The organism is Niabella digestorum (genome assembly GCF_036409055.1).
Taxonomy (GTDB): Bacteria; Bacteroidota; Bacteroidia; order Chitinophagales; family Chitinophagaceae; genus Niabella; species Niabella composti.
In genome coordinates this window covers 164425-180248 of the sequence record NZ_JAZGLY010000007.1, presented here as the reverse complement: position 1 = coordinate 180248, position 15824 = coordinate 164425, and the positions used below count along the sequence as shown (strand labels likewise).

Below are 15824 nucleotides of genomic sequence, written 5' to 3'. Positions count from 1 at the left end.
CTGCAAAGTTGTATGCCGACTTAGGACTCACCCGTTATGCAGCCATGGAAGCTTTTGTGAGATGGCATTATTAGCAATCAACATTCTTCTATAATAGTACGCACATCAACCCGCCTTTAGGCGGGTTGATTGTTTATTGCAATTATATTGTTAGCCCAATTTTATATGAAAATAATGATGAGGGGTGTCTTATTTCAAGGCTAGTTGGATATGTGCCAGATGATGCTTACAATGCCAAGAGTAATTTCCTGTAGCTTCATCCAGCCGAAAGCTTTTGCCATATTCAGGATGTATATAAGTCCTGTTGAAGTCAAGTGCCTTCATTTCTTGTAATAAAGCATGCCACCTGCTATGAACTCCTTCTAAAATGGAGAGCGAAGCAGCAATGGGGAAATTTTTGCTATCCGGTAGTTCGGCACATAGGCTTTCTGGATACGGTTTAATAACAGGTTGATCTTCTGTTAGTGACAGTTTGAAACGAATAATGGCATTCATGTGGCTGTCAGCGCAATGATGTATAATTTGTTGAATTGTCCAACCGCCTTCTCTGTAAGTAAGTTGCAGCTGTTCCGCAGTTAAAGGTGCGACTGTGGCCTTTAGTATATACGGAAACTGAGCAATATCTTTTATCCATTCTTTTAGTTGCTGTGCTGTAATGACGGATGGTTTCTCAAAAACTCCAATGGGATGCTTACGTTTTTCTAATTCCATTATGTTGCTTTTAGAGTAAAAATTATAATATATGTTTTGTGGGGGTTATGAGTTCTTAAACTGTTTGATAGTGTTTATATGGTGATCATCGTGCTCTGCTACAAAATACATCAGGTCGGTGATACGCATTGGCAAGTGTAGGCGAGGATGTAGTAGTGTATATTCAAAAGCGGAGGTTTCAAGCTTTGCTAATAGGTGTAAGGTTTTTAATCGCTGCTGCTTGAATTGATTGATGATTCGGGAAATATTATATTGGTTAAATCGAGCTTCATGAGTGGCTGTATTATTTAAGTCGGCTGGGGTCATAGTAGTGTGTTTATTTATTAAATCTTTAAATCGATGCTGCCATAGGGGCTCCATAATTAACATGTGGCCTATATGTTCTTTTATGGACCATTTGCCATCGGGTTTTAGATTGAGCTGCCATTCGGGAAGATATTGCGTGAGTGCTTGCACACGTAGTTCCGTGCATTGTAGTCTTTGCAGTAGGAAGGGAAACTGATCTATGGCAATGGGAAAGGAAAAGGATCTATCAAACCAGGGTGTTATGTTCATATAAAGAATATTGGTTCTTTTCGCTTGTTTACAAATGTCCGTACCAGTCTCGGTCAAATGCTTTTTCGAGAAAACGGATGAATAGGTTAATCCACTTTTTAAACATAAAATTTAAAATAGACCGATTGGTCTTTTATTCGTTAAAAAAATTAGGCTTTCAAGCCCAGAATCATCTTTTCCAGATAATCCATGGCGATTTTTAATTCCCGAGTTCTTTGGGTAAGTTTCGCCTGCATCAGGGCCCCTTCGATGATGGCAATCATGAGTACTGCAATTTGAGTGGGATTCGTGCTGGTGCATATTTCTCCACGGGAGATACCACGCTTGATTTGATTTTCTATAGACTTTTTCCAAAAATCCAATGCGGCTGCGGCTCTTTCACGCAACTGCGGGTGCGTATCATCCGCCTCAGTGGCAGTATTGAGTATGGGACATCCTGCCTGCAAATAGGGGTATCGAAAGAACTGACGATAAGTACGCGGGTATACTAATAGTCGTTCTATCGAATTATCTGTGGCTAGAATTCGGTTTTTCATGTGGTCAGTCACTCGTTGATGATTGTATTCAAAAGCTGCCAAAGCAATAGCATCCTTGTTTTCGAAGTTGCCATATATGCATCCCTTTGACAAGCCTGTAGCTAACATAACGTCGTTTAACGAAGTGCCTGCATATCCTCTAACATTGAACAGTGGAGCTGTCTGTTCAATAATAAACTTTCGGGTCTTTTCTGATTTTGACATCATTGATGAGTGAATGATATATACAAATATATAAAATAAACTGATTGGTCTATTTTTTTATGATGAAGAATGATTGGCTGTAAATTGTGGAGAAAAGAGAGCCCTTTAGGAGGGGATTCCTTTTACTTGCCATTCATCTCCTTTCACCTCTATCACTTGTGTGTTGCTAATAGGAACTATGGGTAGGCGATTGTGGTATTCCTGATATATTTGTGCTGCTACTTCCTTAAAAGGAGCATTGCCGTAATGCGGTAGGGGATAAATATCAATGATGTCTAATCCGTGATAGTGCTGCAGTTCAGGCGCTTTTGTAGGGTCATCCATCAGAGAGGAGTAGGCAATATCCGGTGCTAGAATAATGCTACCTGCCGATGCGCCAATGTATAATTTCCCTTTGCGTATTTCTTCTGCAATAAGTAAGTCCGTTCCGGATTTCTTTAGCTCCTGCAGCAGATAAAAAGTGTTTCCTCCGGATACATAGATAATGTCACAATCGGATAAAGTAGATTGTATTTTTACTTTAGAATTATTTTCAATGGATAATGCTTCGATAATAAGACCTAACTGTTCTAAAGCTGCTCTGTCATTATCTACATACTTTGTGTAAACTTCTACTACACTTGCTGTAGGGATAAAAGCTACTCTCTTACCAGTGAGAGGTTTGGGGTAAAAAGCAGGAAGATGTTCGGCAATATCACAAAATGACGAACTGAGAAATAGCTGTTTCATATAGTTAGATTATATGCTGATTACAAAATGTTAAATCTTGTTTTTATGTTGCATAACAACATGTTATTGGCAAAAATATCAGCTCATTATATAAAGAAAAAATTATACTCCTTGCTGACATACTGTTGTCACAGCTCGTATTTTCTTTGCAAGGGGCAGTAGTATGTCTTTTAAAAAGTGCAGGCTGTTATGCGGTCAGGAATGTCTATTTTAAAGTATAATTCTTGTTGGTTCGTTTTCCTATAGAGAAACGCCGGAAAATATGAAGCAACATCTACAGATAGGTTATTATTTGAAAAAATTGGACAATCTACTTACGGAAGGCATCCGTCGAATACATGAATCGGTAAATATTACACGACTGCAATGGCAATTACTTAATACAGTGTATGTGCTGGAGCAAGCAAATAGGAGCAACCTATATGCAGCGCTCGAGGAATTCGCTGATAAAGAGACTGTCGATAAAGCAATTCAGGAGCTGAAGAGTAGAAACTTGTTAGAAGAAACAAACTTGTTAATATTAACCGATCAGGGAAAGGTTTTGCATAACACATGTTTGAAAAGGCAGGAAGCCTTCAGGCGGCGAGTTATGCAGCAGATTTCCGATGAAGAATATCTGCAAGTGCTTAGGGTATTGGAAAAAATGATTATAAATCTGGAAGAGTAACATTTAGCTGTTGAGAATCTTTATCAAAAAAAATAAGAAACTGTCCCCCTTGCAAGAATTGGGTCGTTATATAAGCGAACCATAAAAAAGAAACGTATGAAAGAGTTTGCATTAATCTTCAGATTGAAAGATATCAGTGATTTTAAGCCTTCGCCCGAACAAATGCAGGAGCGTATGAACTGGTTAGCTGGCGTAGCAGCCCAACAAAAGCTTGTAGATAAAGGGAACACCCTGCTACCTATACCGGGTAGTGCTAAGGTAGTCAAACCCGGTGGTGTGGTAACTGACGGACCTTACACGGAGATAAAAGAGTTTGTTAGTGGCTATGTGGTGGTGAAAGCCGAATCGATTGATGAGGCGGTAGAAATCGCCAAGGCTAATCCTATTTTCGATCAGGTAGGGGGTAATATTGAAGTGCGTGAAGTTTTAAAACGAGATTGATCTTGAAATCACCTCAGGAACTTTTACCGCATTTATTTCGACAGGAATATGCGAAAATGACGGCCGTATTGTGCCGTCATTTCGGTTTGCAACATATTGAATTGGCTGAAGATATTGCCAGTGATACTTTTTTGAAAGCATCTGAACACTGGCCTGTTCATGGAATTCCTAAGCATCCGGTAGCGTGGTTATATACAGTTGCTAAAAACAAATTGAAAGACTATTATAAACATCTTTCAGTATTTGAGCAGAAAGTGAAGCCAGCCCTTTTAAATAGTGAGCAGAAAGCGATACCGGAACAGGAATGGGATCATCGTTACATCGAAGATAGTTTTCTGGCAATGATATTTGCTGTATGCAATCCGGTAAATACACCTGAATCTCAAATATGCCTAGCATTGCAGATTCTCTGTGGTTTCAGCATGGAAGAAATTGCTCGTGCTTTTTTATCTAAACCCGAAACCATTAAAAAGCGTTTGCAGCGCGCAAGGCAGTATTTGCGTAATGACGGTTTTAATATTGTAGCATTGGATAGAACTGCTATTCAGAAACGACTGAATACGGTACTTAAGACGCTGTATCTATTGTATAATGAGGGATATTATTCCGTTACTCATGACACACAAATTAGAGCTGAATTGTGTTCGGAAGCGATGCGCCTCACATTGTTGCTCACCGAAAACCGTCTCACTAATACACCTGCTGCTAATGCATTGCTAGCGCTGATGTGCTATCAAAGCTCTCGTCTCCCAGCCAGAATGAACGAGCACAATGAAACTATATTATTTGAAGAGCAGGATGTAAGGCTTTGGGATCAGTCGTTAATACAGCGAGGGCATTATTATCTGATTCAGGCTACGGAGGGAGCGGAAGTTTCAAAGTACCATCTGGAAGCCGGTATTGCCTATTGGCATACGACCACTGACGCATCTAAATGGAACCGAATCTTACAATTATACAATCAGCTGGTGCTGCTAGAGTATTCACCGATTACGGTCTTGAATCGATTGTTTGCTTATTCCAAGGTTTACGGTAAGAAAATGGCTATTGAAGAAACAGAACGTTTAGAGTCGAGTGAGAATAACTATTATTATGCGCTATTAGGATACTTATATACTGATATTGATAATGAGAAAGCAATTTATCATTATGAAAGGGCCATCCAACTCAGCCGTTCTGTGGTGGAAAAACGGACCTTGCAAAGACAGCTAGTGAAATTAAGAGATGGAAACAGTTAAGCTTAGTTGATCGATTTTTTAAACCGAATTTCATAGACAACTATAAAGTATTCCAAGGATTCTAGCGTCTTACTAAAAGGGGAGCACGTGATTTTCGGATTTCAAATGATTTCAATGATTGCTTAACTATTTAGTTTTATGACGCGTCGTAATCTTATTAAATATGCTCTTAGCTTGCATATTATTGTTTCAGTTGCCTTATTAGGTGATTCGGCTGGCTATTTGGCAATTGCCATAAAAGCATCACAACAGACTGATCCTCTGGTAATAAAAACGCATTATGAGATCTTGCAAATGTTGGGTTTTGTTTTTGGTGTACCTCTCAGTTTTCTGGCTTTATTGTCAGGACTGTGGTTGACTTATCTCACAAAATGGAAGCTGCTAAGATATCCATGGGTGACCGTTAAATTTTTACTGATTATTACAGTGATCCTTGTTGGTGCATTTATCTTACGAGACGGAATGGATACAATGTTGCACGGAAAAGGTGGCGCGGAAGGAAGATTGATATATGGGGCAGTATATGATGTATTGGCTTTAATATTAGCTACCCTACTAAGCGTTTTCAAGCCTGGAAAGCGTGGCGGTATTAAGGCAGAGTCTAATCAACCTTAATACTATGCATATGAGTATGTAACGCGTGTATTTACTGTACCTAATCAGTATTGGTTGCGTCCCCCGTATTATTTACTGTCTTATTTACTCAGTTTTGGTTATGGGTTTCTGGTGTTTTTATAATGATGAATCTTTATATGGTGTTAGCCTTTCTCTTTAACGGTTGTGATTGTTATAGTGACTAGGCGCGAAAAGTGAAAAATCATGAACTTTCTGCAATAGATGTCCGTAATAGGGTTAAGGAACAATTTCCTATGCTGATAAAGGCAATCTTGACTGGTTGCATTCCCCTGAGCGAGGATTTTTGATCAAAAAAATTAACCTATGGCAATTATTTAATTGATAAGGCTTCGATATTAAAAAGTATAGTCAATTCTCCTTATTTTGAGCCTTATTGCATTTTTAGTTGAAATTAATATTAATCATATGGGGCTTATCTTCATCCTACTTTCTTTTATTAGTATTCAAGTAGGAGCACAAACGCAAACCGATATTTTTACAGCACTTAAATCGAAGCATTTTTTTCTAGCAAAAGAAATTTACGAGGCTCAGAAGAATAGTTATACCCGCCAGGAGCGACAGTATATTGAAGCAGTTTTGCATAATGCTTTCAATAAACCAGCTCAATCTAATGTGATGATTGACGCTTTACTTGCTACACCGACTTCGGTTCCTGATTCGATAGCTCTTCTGTTGTATCGTACCCGGTCGGATAATTTTGTGAAACTGTTTGAGTATGAAAAGGCAGCGAAAGCTATTGAAACGATATTAGAACGGTACACTACATTACTGGAATCTCAGGAACAGAATGATTTAAAAAATAGTCATCTTATCTGGACTAAACTAAAAGATGTTCCCAAGCAGGTTGTTAATATACCGGCTACTACCCGTATGCAATTGAAAATTGATAAGGCGGGTTTGAAGAATTTGGTGGCTCATCATCAACAGGACAGTGTTGATTTTGTTTTTGACACCGGAGCAAATATTTCTACTGTTACTGTTTCAACTGCGAAAAAGTTGCGTATGCAGCTGATCCCGGCGAATATAGAAGTGGGTACGATAACCGGAGAAAAGATTCTTGCTGATCTGGCTGTTTGCCCTTCGTTATATATTGGAGCAATTGAATTAAAGAATGTTGTTTTTCTAGTATTGCCGGATGAAGCATTGTATTTTCAGCCTATCGATTATAGGATCAATGGAATAATAGGATTTCCTGTGATGAATGCTTTTAAAGAAATTCATATTACTCGCGATCAGTATTTTTTTATTCCCGAAAAAGAAACTGTTTACACCGCCTCATCTAACATGGCACTGGATGGGTTAAAGCCTATGATTCATATCAATGGTATGCATTTTACATTCGATAGTGGAGCCGATGAAAGTATGTTGTACAGTAAGTTTTACAAAGCACATCGAGAGGATATTGATGGGAAATATCAACCTCAGGACTTCTCATTGGGTGGGGCTGCCGGGGTTAAAACTTTTTCAGGTTTTTCTATTCCTTATACATTTACCATATTGGATAAGAAGGCTCATCTTGACAAAGTGAAAGTAGTTAAAGAACCAATTAATGACGAAGAAAATGTATATGGAAACATAGGGCAGGATGTTATCAATCAGTTTGGTGTACTCATTCTCAACTTTGATAAGATGTTTATCAAGCTGAACTAGTTCGTCATAAATAATGAGGTTGTGGCGATTACTGGAATCCGGTTTAAAAATGGATAGGTTGTTGTTTTATAAAACATCGTTAAATGAAAGTAGAATATATTCCTATTAACGCCGACTAGTAAAATAATTTCGTTAGGAACAGATGTAGTATGCTATGCTAGGGCAGCGCTTAATCCTTTTGTTAAAATCAGAAATAATACTATTTTTAGGTATTATCCTCAAGATTTTTTTACTTTTACAGTGTGAAGAAAGTAATCGCAATATTGCTTTTAGGGATTTTTCTTACTGCCAATACAGCTTTTGGGCAATTATTGCGGTTGCCAACTCTATTTCATCATTATTTGGAGCATGTAGAGTGGGATAATTATACTTTTGCCGAGTTTCTGGCAGCACATTACTCAGGACAGATTGAACATCCCGATGATCAGCATGGGGATCATCAAAAACTTCCATTTAAGTCAGGAGACTTTAACACGTCTCATGTAGTAACGGATGTGTTACCTCAATGTCTATATTTATCCGAAATTATAGTGGAGGGTGTTGATACTAAAACACCAATCCATGATAAGGATGATTATTCCAATTCTTATCTGAGCCGCATTTGGCAACCTCCCCGTATCTAGTTAATCATTCCCTCATTTCTTTTGAAGAAAAGCGTGCAGCTTTTCTGTTTGATTATGTGGATATTTTCACATGATGAGATTTTTCAATGATTAACTCGGAAAGGCAATGTTGAATCGGATTATTAATTTTTCTATCAAGAACAAGCTAATTATTGGAATTTTTATAATTGCTCTCGTTGGCTTTGGTATTTATGAATTAAGGCGGCTGCCTATTGATGCGGTTCCGGATATTACCAATAATCAGGTGCAGGTGATTACGGTAGCACCGGCATTAGGGGCTACTGATGTAGAGCGACTGATTACTTTTCCCATCGAGCAGGCCAACAGTAATATACCCTATCTAAAAGAACTGCGTAGTTATTCCAGCTTTGGCTTGTCGGTAATTACGCTGGTGTTTGAAGATGATGTGGATGTATATTGGGCGCGACAACAGATTGCTGAGCGTTTGCAACAAGTTCAGGAAGAATTGCCCAAAGGTTTTGGATCGCCCTTTCTGGCGCCTATTACTACTGGATTGGGTGAAATTTATCAATATGTAGTTCGTCCTGAAAAGGGGTATGAAAAAAAATACAGTGCTATGGAATTACGTACCATCCAGGATTGGATTGTACGTAAACAGCTGTTGGGAGTAAAAGGAGTGGCTGATGTGAGCAGTTTTGGCGGTTTGCTAAAGCAATATGAAATAGCTGTAGAGCCCGAGAAGCTGTTTGCTTACCGGATTTCCATTGCGGACGTATTTGAAGCCCTTGAAAGAAATAATCAGAATACGGGAGGTTCTTATATCGAAAAAGGCCCCACAGCTTTATTTATAAGAAGTGAAGGGTTGGTGGGCAGTATCCATGATATTGAAAATATCGTTGTTAAGAATTTGCCTGATGGCCTTCCACTCTTAATAAGAGATGTGGCGGAAGTAAGATTTGGGAATGCTACCCGCTACGGTGCGCTTACCTATAATGGCGAACAACAAGTGTCGGGCGCTCTGGTATTGATGCTGAAAGGAGCGAATAGTAATGAGGTTATCAGAAACGTAAAAGAGCGCATTGAGGAAATTAAGAAAACATTACCCGAAGGTGTAACTATAGAGCCTTTTATCGACCGCACTAAAATGGTGAATAACGCTATCAGTACTGTTAGCCAAAATCTGATGGAAGGCGCATTAATTGTCGTATTTGTGTTAGTGCTGTTTTTGGGTAATCTGCGAGCAGGCCTACTGGTAGCATCTGTGATCCCACTGTCCATGCTTTTTGCCATCATTCTCATGAATCTTTTTGGTGTGAGTGGAAATTTGATGAGTCTTGGCGCATTAGACTTTGGATTAATCGTAGATGGGGCTGTGATTATTGTAGAAGCGGTAATGCATCGTTTATCGCATAGTAACCGATTCAGAAATATTGCCCGATTATCTCAAGTAGAAATGGATCAGGAAGTTGGCTATTCCGCTTCTAGAATGATGAACAGTGCTGTATTTGGGCAAATGATTATTCTGATTGTGTATCTACCCATATTTACATTGCAGGGCATTGAAGGCAAAATGTTCAAGCCTATGGCGCAGACAGTTGCTTTTGCCTTACTGGGTGCCTTTGTGTTATCGCTCACATATATTCCTATGATGAGTGCTTTGGTATTGAGCAAAAAGATTTCAAATCAGCCCACGTTCGCTGATCGCTTCATGAACCGCCTTGAGCGCTTTTATCAAAAATACCTCATTAAAGTATTGCGTTTTCAGCGCCAGGTATTAGTTACGGTGTTGGCTTTATTTCTTTTCGCGTTATGGGTAATGTCGCGTTTCGGTGGTGAGTTTATTCCTTCAATACCTGAGGGGGATTATGCAGTTGAAACCAGAGTACTACCGGGAAGTAATTTGGAAACCTCCATCGACGCAGTTTCCAAAGCCTCTCGTATTTTATTGAAAGAGTTTCCGGAGGTGCAGCGTGTGGTTGCGAAAACAGGAACTAGCGAAGTGCCCTCCGAGCCATTGCCCATCGATGTTTCGGATATGATAATTGTGCTAAAAAATCGAAAAGAATGGACATCTGCACGTACGTATCATGAATTGGAAGCCAAGATGAGTCAAGCACTGGAAGTGATACCCGGTGTTACTTTCAGTTTTCAGTATCCTGTGGCAATGCGATTTAATGAGCTCATATCCGGAGCCCGACAGGATGTGGTGTGTAAAATATTCGGAGAAAATCTAGATACGCTAGCCTATTATGCCAATATACTTGGAAGAATCTGTAATAGCGTAGAAGGAAGTTCAGGCGTGTATGTAGAGTCTGTTTCAGGCTTACCGCAGATTACCGTGCGCTATAATCGTGCAGCCATCGCCCGATATGGTTTAAATGTGAATGACATTAATAGTATTATCAATGCCGCGTTTGCGGGCCAGATCAGTGGGGTGGTATACGAAGGTGAAAAACGTTTTGATTTAGTAGTGCGGCTAAAAAATGAACGACGTAGAAATTTGTCGGATGTACAGCAACTTTTAATTCCTACACCACAGGGAACACAAATTCCCTTGAGTGCCGTAGCGAATGTACAAATTGAGGAAGGTCCTAATCAGATTCAGAGAGAAAACTCACAGCGCAGAATTATTGTAGGGTTTAACGTGCGCGGTCGTGATGTGCAAAGTGTCGTGCATGAACTACAGGAAAAAGTGCAGCAGCAAGTGAAATTCCCCTCTGGATATTATGTTACTTATGGTGGTGCTTTTGAAAACCTAGTAGAAGCCAAAGCTCGATTACTGATTGCAGTGCCGGTAGCGCTGGCATTGATTTTTCTCTTACTATTCTTTGCCTTTCATTCTGTAAAGCAGGGATTGTTAATATATACGGCCATACCGTTGTCGGCAATTGGAGGTATCCTGGCTCTGGCAATACGCGGTATTCCGTTCAGCATTAGTGCCGGCGTAGGATTTATTGCATTGTTTGGTGTGGCGGTGCTCAATGGTATCGTGCTTATAGCAGAGTTTAATCGTCTTAGAGCGGAAGGTTATAAAGACCTGAAGCGTATTGTAGTACAGGGAACGAAAATTCGTTTGCGTCCCGTGTTGATGACAGCCACTGTGGCATCTTTAGGTTTTTTACCCATGGCCATAAGTACGGGAGAGGGGGCTGAAGTGCAAAGACCACTAGCTACAGTGGTTATTGGAGGCTTACTCATAGCTACTTTTCTCACATTATTTGTATTACCCATTTTGTATATCATGACACATCAGAAAGCATTTCGCTTAAAAGGAAAGAAAGGGATTGCAGTTGTATTTGTATTTGTATTATTACTGTGTTTTGTAACGCAAGCTCAGGTGCCCATTACGCTGCAACAGGCCATAGATACAGCTTTGGCCAATAATCTCACTGTAAAGAATGAGCGGTTGAAAAGGGAGTATCATCAGCAATTAATTAAGTCCGGAGCAAATATACCCGCTACAAATCTGGTAGGAGAGTATGGCCAAATGAATAGTATTTATACAGACGCTAAACTGGGTATATCGCAGACAATTAATTTCCCTACGGTATATTCTAGACAAAAGGAAGTACTGAATGAGGAATGGAAAAGTAGTGTACTTCATGTGGGTATACAGGAAGCGCAGCTGAAAAAACACGTTACACAAGTGTTTTTTACGTTACTTTATCTACGGCAAAAGAAAAGCTTACTTCTCAAAAATGATAGCATCTTTAGTGAGTTCATGAATAAAGCTGCCCTTCGGTTTAAGGCCGGTGAGAGTAATGTGCTCGAAAAAACCACCGCCGAAAATCAGCGCGGACAAATTGCTTTACAATTAAAACAGCTGGAACAAGATGTGGCAGTAGTACAGCTACAATTTCAACTGTTGCTCAATACCACAACCCCTTTTGTGCCAACTGAAGCAAACACTGCTCTTCCTCGATTGCTCGCCTATGAGGTGGGACACTTGCCGATGCATCCTGAAGTGCGTTATTGGCAGCAGCAAAAAGAATTGGCTGAGGCAACTACTAAGCTCGAGCGATCCAAATTATTACCTGAACTTACTTTGGGTTACTTCTTAATAGGGATGAAAGGGAATGGTGCTGATGATAAATGGTATTCCGGAGCATTGCGTTTTCATTCGGGGCAGATAGGACTGGGAATCCCTTTGTTTAATGGCGGTCAAAAAGCCCGAATAAGGGCTTCCGCGATCAATGAAAAAATTGCAGCTACTCAGTATGAGGTGCAACTGCAAAATCTGGAGAGTGGCTATAGGTCTGCTTTAGAGCAGTATAAAAGACAGGAAGAAATGGTGGCATATTATGAGCGCACTGCATTGAAGCATGCCGAAACTATAGTTGAAACAGCTAACAAGCAGTTTTCAAATGGAGAGATTAATTATCTGGAATATGTGCTGTTACTAAATCAGGCAACAGAAATTCAGATCAATTATGTTGAAACCATTAAAAACCGAAATCTGGCATTAGCCGAACTTTATTATTACATTAATCAGTAGCACGATAAGATGAAAAGGAATTTTTTATTTATACCCATCGTATTGTTTTTATTATCCTGTAGTGAAAAAAAACAGGAAGCTGATATTCCCAATGAGCCTGCTGAGGAAAATATGGTGGTGCTTACTCCGGAGCAATATAAGAATGCAGGGATTGATACCGGATCGCTGATGCAGAAAAGTATTTCGTCCTTGCTGAAGGTGAGCGGTAAGATTGATGTTCCGCCACAAAGCCTAGTATCGGTAAGTGTGCCGATGGGCGGCTACCTCAAGCACTCTAACTTATTACCGGGGATGCATGTCAACAAAGGTGATGTGTTGGCAGTATTAGAGGATGTTCAGTACATACAGTTGCAACAGGATTATCTAACATTGAAGGCGCAACTGGCGCTAAACAAAAATGAATACAATCGCCAGAAAGAGTTGAATGAGAGTAAAGCCAGTAGCGATAAGGTATATGAACAAGCTAAGGCTAATTATGAGTCGCAATTGATTGCTGCTAAGGCTGCTGAAGAAAAATTAAGGCTGATTGGTATTAACCCGAATACGCTTACTGCAGATAATATTTCTAAAAGCATCAGAATTTATGCACCTATTTCAGGATATGTGTCAGCTGTGAATGTGAATATTGGCAAGTATGTAAATCCGAACGATGTGCTTTTTGAATTAATCAATCCTGATGATATTCATCTCGCGCTTACCGTGTTCGAAAAGGATGTGGATAAACTTTTTATTGGTCAAAAGCTGGTAGCTTATACCAATACGCATCCGGAAAAAAGATATGACTGCGATATAATTCTAATTAGTCGAAATCTATCGGAACAAAATGCTGTAGAGGTGCATTGTCATTTCGATCGGTACGATAAATCGCTATTGCCCGGCATGTTTATGAATGCTGAAATTGAATTGAACGCTCAAAACGCTACGGTGCTGCCCAGCGATGCAGTGGTGCGCTATGGAAATAAACAATACGTTTTTATATCAAAGGGAAATTATGCTTTTGAAATGATAGAAGTTGCGACAGGTAGTGAGGAGGAAGCGTATACTGCCGTGAGTATACCAGATCAGCTAGCAAATCAATCTTTTGTAATAAAAGGAGCTTATAATTTGCTCATGGCCTTGAAGAATAAAAGTGAGGACTAAAATGATTGAATTTCGATGGGGATAATGTATACTTTCCCTAATTTCACTTTTAAATGAAAAGTATCAAAAAGGCAACTTTTACAGCAGTAATTGATATTATAGGGATTAATCCCTTTGTTTCTCTTCCGGAGCCGGTTTGGGAAGGTGTTTTTCGTCAAGCGCAGAAAGAGAAAGGACCTATTCTTATAAGAGGAACCATCAATGGGAAACCTTTCCGGCAAACACTGGTTAAGTTTAAGGGTGCTTGGCGGCTTTATGTTAACAATGTTATGCTCAAAGACTCTCCACGACGTGTAGGGGAGGCGGTGGAACTTTTTGTCGAGTATGACCCTGAACCGCGTACTATTGCACCCCATCCCGATTTTATCAGAGCACTGAATCAGCACAAAAAGGCTAAACAGGTATTTGAGCAGCTTCCCCCTTCTCTACAGAAGGAAATAGTACGATATATTGCTAATCTGAAAACCGAAACGAGTGCACAAGCTAATATTGAAAAAGCCATCGGGTTCTTAACCGGTAAGAACAAATTTATAGGCCGCGAGCCAATTCGCTCTTAGAAAAATAATTAGAAAGAGAAGATTGATGTAGGTTTGTATGTATGAGCAGCCGTTTTTCCATATCCAGGTTTAGGAAGAGTTTGTGCTATGCATGGGCCGGACTTAAAACAGCTCTACGCTCTGAACAAAATCTGCGTTTTCATTTAATAGCGACGGTTGCAGCAATGATACTGTCGTTTGTCGTATCGCTTTCCCGTGTTGAATTTGCCCTAATTATTATTTGCATTGGATTAGTGCTTGTGGCAGAGCTGGTTAATACAGCCATTGAAAAACTATGTGATAAGATAGCACCTTCTCTGGATGAGCAAATTAAGTTGATAAAAGATTTATCCGCTGCTGCAGTACTATTAGCGGCCATTACAGCTTTTATTTGTGGTCTTATCATCTTCCTGCCCAGAATCTTTTCATTTCTGTCTTAGGGAACTATCTATTCATGTAATTTTCAATACGATTAGCAATTGAGGCAATAACAACTGTTAGTTTTATTAATTAAATGTGCATAATTTTTAAAAACTAACGGAACAGGATGGTAATTAGGTTAGATAAGTTTAAATTTGCGCCTCACAATTTTAAACAATAATCAATTGGCAATGCAAAGAGTTTACAATTTTTCAGCCGGCCCTTCTGCTCTTCCGGAAGAGGTTTTAAAGAAAGCACAAAGCGAGTTGCTGTGCTATGGTACAAGTGGTATGAGCGTAATGGAATTGAGCCATCGCTCGAAGGACTTTATAGCCATTTTTGAGTCGGCAGAAAGTTTATTGAGAGAATTGATGCGTGTGCCGGACAATTACAAGATATTATTTCTACAAGGGGGCGCTTCATCGCAGTTTGCGATGGTACCGCTGAACTTGATGAATAAAAATAAAAAAGCGGATTATGTAAACACAGGTACTTGGTCTACAAAAGCTATTAAGGAGGCAAAGCGTTATGGTACAATAAACGTGGTAGCTTCTTCAGAAGATAAAACCTTCAGCTATATTCCTGAGCTGGATCCTTCTAAATTTGATAAGGATGCGGATTATTTCCATATTACTACCAACAACACTATTTATGGAACTCGTTATGCCACCTTACCGGATACCGGCAATGTTCCGTTGGTAGCAGATATGTCTTCTGATATTTTGTCTAAACCATATGATGTTTCCAAGTTCGGCCTTATTTATGCCGGAGCTCAGAAAAATCTGGGACCTGCAGGTGTGACTGTGGTAATCGTAAGGGAAGACCTAGTAGGAAATGCTATGGAATTCACACCTACCATGTTCAACTATAAAGTGCATATTGATAGTGATGGTATGTACAATACCCCGCCCACATTTGGAATTTATATCATGGGCCTAGTATTGCAATGGGTAAAAGAACAGGGAGGTGTTGAAGCATTGGAAAAAATCAATAATGAAAAAGCCAACACACTTTATAATTTCCTAGACGAGTCTTCGCTCTTTAAGAGTACTGTAAAAGGTAAAGATCGTTCTATCATGAATATTCCTTTCGTTACCGGTAATGAAGAGTTGGATGCTAAGTTTATTAAAGAAGCTACAGCTGCCGGATTTGTACAACTGAAAGGACACCGTAGCGTAGGGGGTATGCGCGCCAGCATTTATAATGCTACCCCGCTGGAAGCAGTACAGAAGCTGGTGGAATTCATGAAGAAATTTGAAATGGAGAATAAATAATCTTTAAC

15 protein-coding genes are annotated in these 15824 nt (G+C 39.6%); 11 read left to right on the top strand and 4 right to left on the bottom strand.

Features of this window, described 5'->3' with window-relative positions; genetic code table 11:
• Positions 1-189 precede the first annotated feature (189 nt).
• From V2H41_RS12020 to V2H41_RS12005, 4 genes are all read right to left on the bottom strand, one after another.
• The gene (locus V2H41_RS12020; protein WP_330975404.1) at positions 190-711 is read right to left on the bottom strand and encodes a YfiT family bacillithiol transferase; all 522 of its coding nucleotides are present in this window, start codon (positions 709-711) and stop codon (positions 190-192) included.
• Positions 712-756: 45 nt separating this feature from the next.
• Positions 757-1266, bottom strand: coding sequence for a DinB family protein (locus V2H41_RS12015; protein ID WP_330975403.1), 510 nt, complete (start codon positions 1264-1266; stop codon positions 757-759).
• A gap of 149 nt (positions 1267-1415) precedes the next feature.
• Positions 1416-2009: a TetR/AcrR family transcriptional regulator gene (locus tag V2H41_RS12010; protein ID WP_330975402.1), complete on the bottom strand. Its 594-nt coding sequence runs from the start codon at positions 2007-2009 to the stop codon at positions 1416-1418.
• A 102-nt stretch (positions 2010-2111) separates the two neighbouring features.
• Positions 2112-2735 (bottom strand): Type 1 glutamine amidotransferase-like domain-containing protein, encoded by a 624-nt coding sequence (locus tag V2H41_RS12005; RefSeq protein WP_330975401.1) that lies wholly within the window; start codon positions 2733-2735, stop codon positions 2112-2114.
• A gap of 262 nt (positions 2736-2997) precedes the next feature.
• Between V2H41_RS12005 and V2H41_RS12000 the strand changes: the two genes are divergently transcribed.
• From V2H41_RS12000 to serC, 11 genes are all read left to right on the top strand, one after another.
• Positions 2998-3402, top strand: a complete 405-nt coding sequence (locus V2H41_RS12000) for a hypothetical protein (protein ID WP_330975400.1) — start codon at positions 2998-3000, stop codon at positions 3400-3402.
• A 96-nt stretch (positions 3403-3498) separates the two neighbouring features.
• The gene (locus V2H41_RS11995) at positions 3499-3843 is read left to right on the top strand and encodes a YciI family protein (protein WP_330975399.1); all 345 of its coding nucleotides are present in this window, start codon (positions 3499-3501) and stop codon (positions 3841-3843) included.
• A gap of 2 nt (positions 3844-3845) precedes the next feature.
• Entirely contained in the window at positions 3846-5081 is a 1236-nt protein-coding gene (locus V2H41_RS11990; protein WP_330975398.1) for an RNA polymerase sigma factor, read from the top strand.
• A 138-nt stretch (positions 5082-5219) separates the two neighbouring features.
• Positions 5220-5696, top strand: coding sequence for a DUF2269 family protein (locus V2H41_RS11985; protein WP_330975397.1), 477 nt, complete (start codon positions 5220-5222; stop codon positions 5694-5696).
• Between the two features lie 426 nt (positions 5697-6122).
• Positions 6123-7367, top strand: a complete 1245-nt coding sequence (locus tag V2H41_RS11980; RefSeq protein ID WP_330975396.1) for a retropepsin-like aspartic protease — start codon at positions 6123-6125, stop codon at positions 7365-7367.
• Between the two features lie 242 nt (positions 7368-7609).
• A complete protein-coding gene (locus V2H41_RS11975) occupies positions 7610-7990 on the top strand; it encodes a hypothetical protein (protein ID WP_330975395.1) in 381 nt (126 codons plus the stop codon).
• A 106-nt stretch (positions 7991-8096) separates the two neighbouring features.
• Positions 8097-12446 carry a CusA/CzcA family heavy metal efflux RND transporter gene (locus V2H41_RS11970; RefSeq protein WP_330975394.1) on the top strand — a complete coding sequence of 1450 codons (4350 nt, stop codon included), beginning with the start codon at positions 8097-8099 and terminating at the stop codon, positions 12444-12446.
• A gap of 9 nt (positions 12447-12455) precedes the next feature.
• Positions 12456-13586 (top strand): efflux RND transporter periplasmic adaptor subunit, encoded by a 1131-nt coding sequence (locus tag V2H41_RS11965; RefSeq protein WP_330975393.1) that lies wholly within the window; start codon positions 12456-12458, stop codon positions 13584-13586.
• Between the two features lie 53 nt (positions 13587-13639).
• Entirely contained in the window at positions 13640-14143 is a 504-nt protein-coding gene (locus V2H41_RS11960) for a YdeI/OmpD-associated family protein (protein WP_330975392.1), read from the top strand.
• A gap of 41 nt (positions 14144-14184) precedes the next feature.
• Positions 14185-14562 carry a diacylglycerol kinase gene (locus V2H41_RS11955; protein WP_330975391.1) on the top strand — a complete coding sequence of 126 codons (378 nt, stop codon included), beginning with the start codon at positions 14185-14187 and terminating at the stop codon, positions 14560-14562.
• A 171-nt stretch (positions 14563-14733) separates the two neighbouring features.
• On the top strand, positions 14734-15816 hold the full coding sequence (serC, locus tag V2H41_RS11950) for a 3-phosphoserine/phosphohydroxythreonine transaminase (RefSeq protein ID WP_330975390.1): 1083 nt from the start codon (positions 14734-14736) through the stop codon (positions 15814-15816).
• The last annotated feature ends 8 nt before the right edge of the window (positions 15817-15824 follow it).

Excerpts from the sequence above, each read along its gene's own strand:
- V2H41_RS12020 (WP_330975404.1), bottom strand. The coding sequence starts at position 711 with ATGGAATTAGAAAAACGTAAGCATCCCATTGGAGTTTTTGAGAAACCA.
- V2H41_RS12015 (WP_330975403.1), bottom strand. The coding sequence starts at position 1,266 with ATGAACATAACACCCTGGTTTGATAGATCCTTTTCCTTTCCCATTGCC.
- V2H41_RS12010 (WP_330975402.1), bottom strand. The coding sequence starts at position 2,009 with ATGATGTCAAAATCAGAAAAGACCCGAAAGTTTATTATTGAACAGACA.
- V2H41_RS12005 (WP_330975401.1), bottom strand. The coding sequence starts at position 2,735 with ATGAAACAGCTATTTCTCAGTTCGTCATTTTGTGATATTGCCGAACAT.
- V2H41_RS12000 (WP_330975400.1), top strand. The coding sequence starts at position 2,998 with ATGAAGCAACATCTACAGATAGGTTATTATTTGAAAAAATTGGACAAT.
- V2H41_RS11995 (WP_330975399.1), top strand. The coding sequence starts at position 3,499 with ATGAAAGAGTTTGCATTAATCTTCAGATTGAAAGATATCAGTGATTTT.
- V2H41_RS11985 (WP_330975397.1), top strand. The coding sequence starts at position 5,220 with ATGACGCGTCGTAATCTTATTAAATATGCTCTTAGCTTGCATATTATT.
- V2H41_RS11980 (WP_330975396.1), top strand. The coding sequence starts at position 6,123 with ATGGGGCTTATCTTCATCCTACTTTCTTTTATTAGTATTCAAGTAGGA.
- V2H41_RS11970 (WP_330975394.1), top strand. The coding sequence starts at position 8,097 with ATGTTGAATCGGATTATTAATTTTTCTATCAAGAACAAGCTAATTATT.
- V2H41_RS11965 (WP_330975393.1), top strand. The coding sequence starts at position 12,456 with ATGAAAAGGAATTTTTTATTTATACCCATCGTATTGTTTTTATTATCC.
- V2H41_RS11960 (WP_330975392.1), top strand. The coding sequence starts at position 13,640 with ATGAAAAGTATCAAAAAGGCAACTTTTACAGCAGTAATTGATATTATA.
- V2H41_RS11955 (WP_330975391.1), top strand. The coding sequence starts at position 14,185 with ATGAGCAGCCGTTTTTCCATATCCAGGTTTAGGAAGAGTTTGTGCTAT.
- serC (WP_330975390.1), top strand. The coding sequence starts at position 14,734 with ATGCAAAGAGTTTACAATTTTTCAGCCGGCCCTTCTGCTCTTCCGGAA.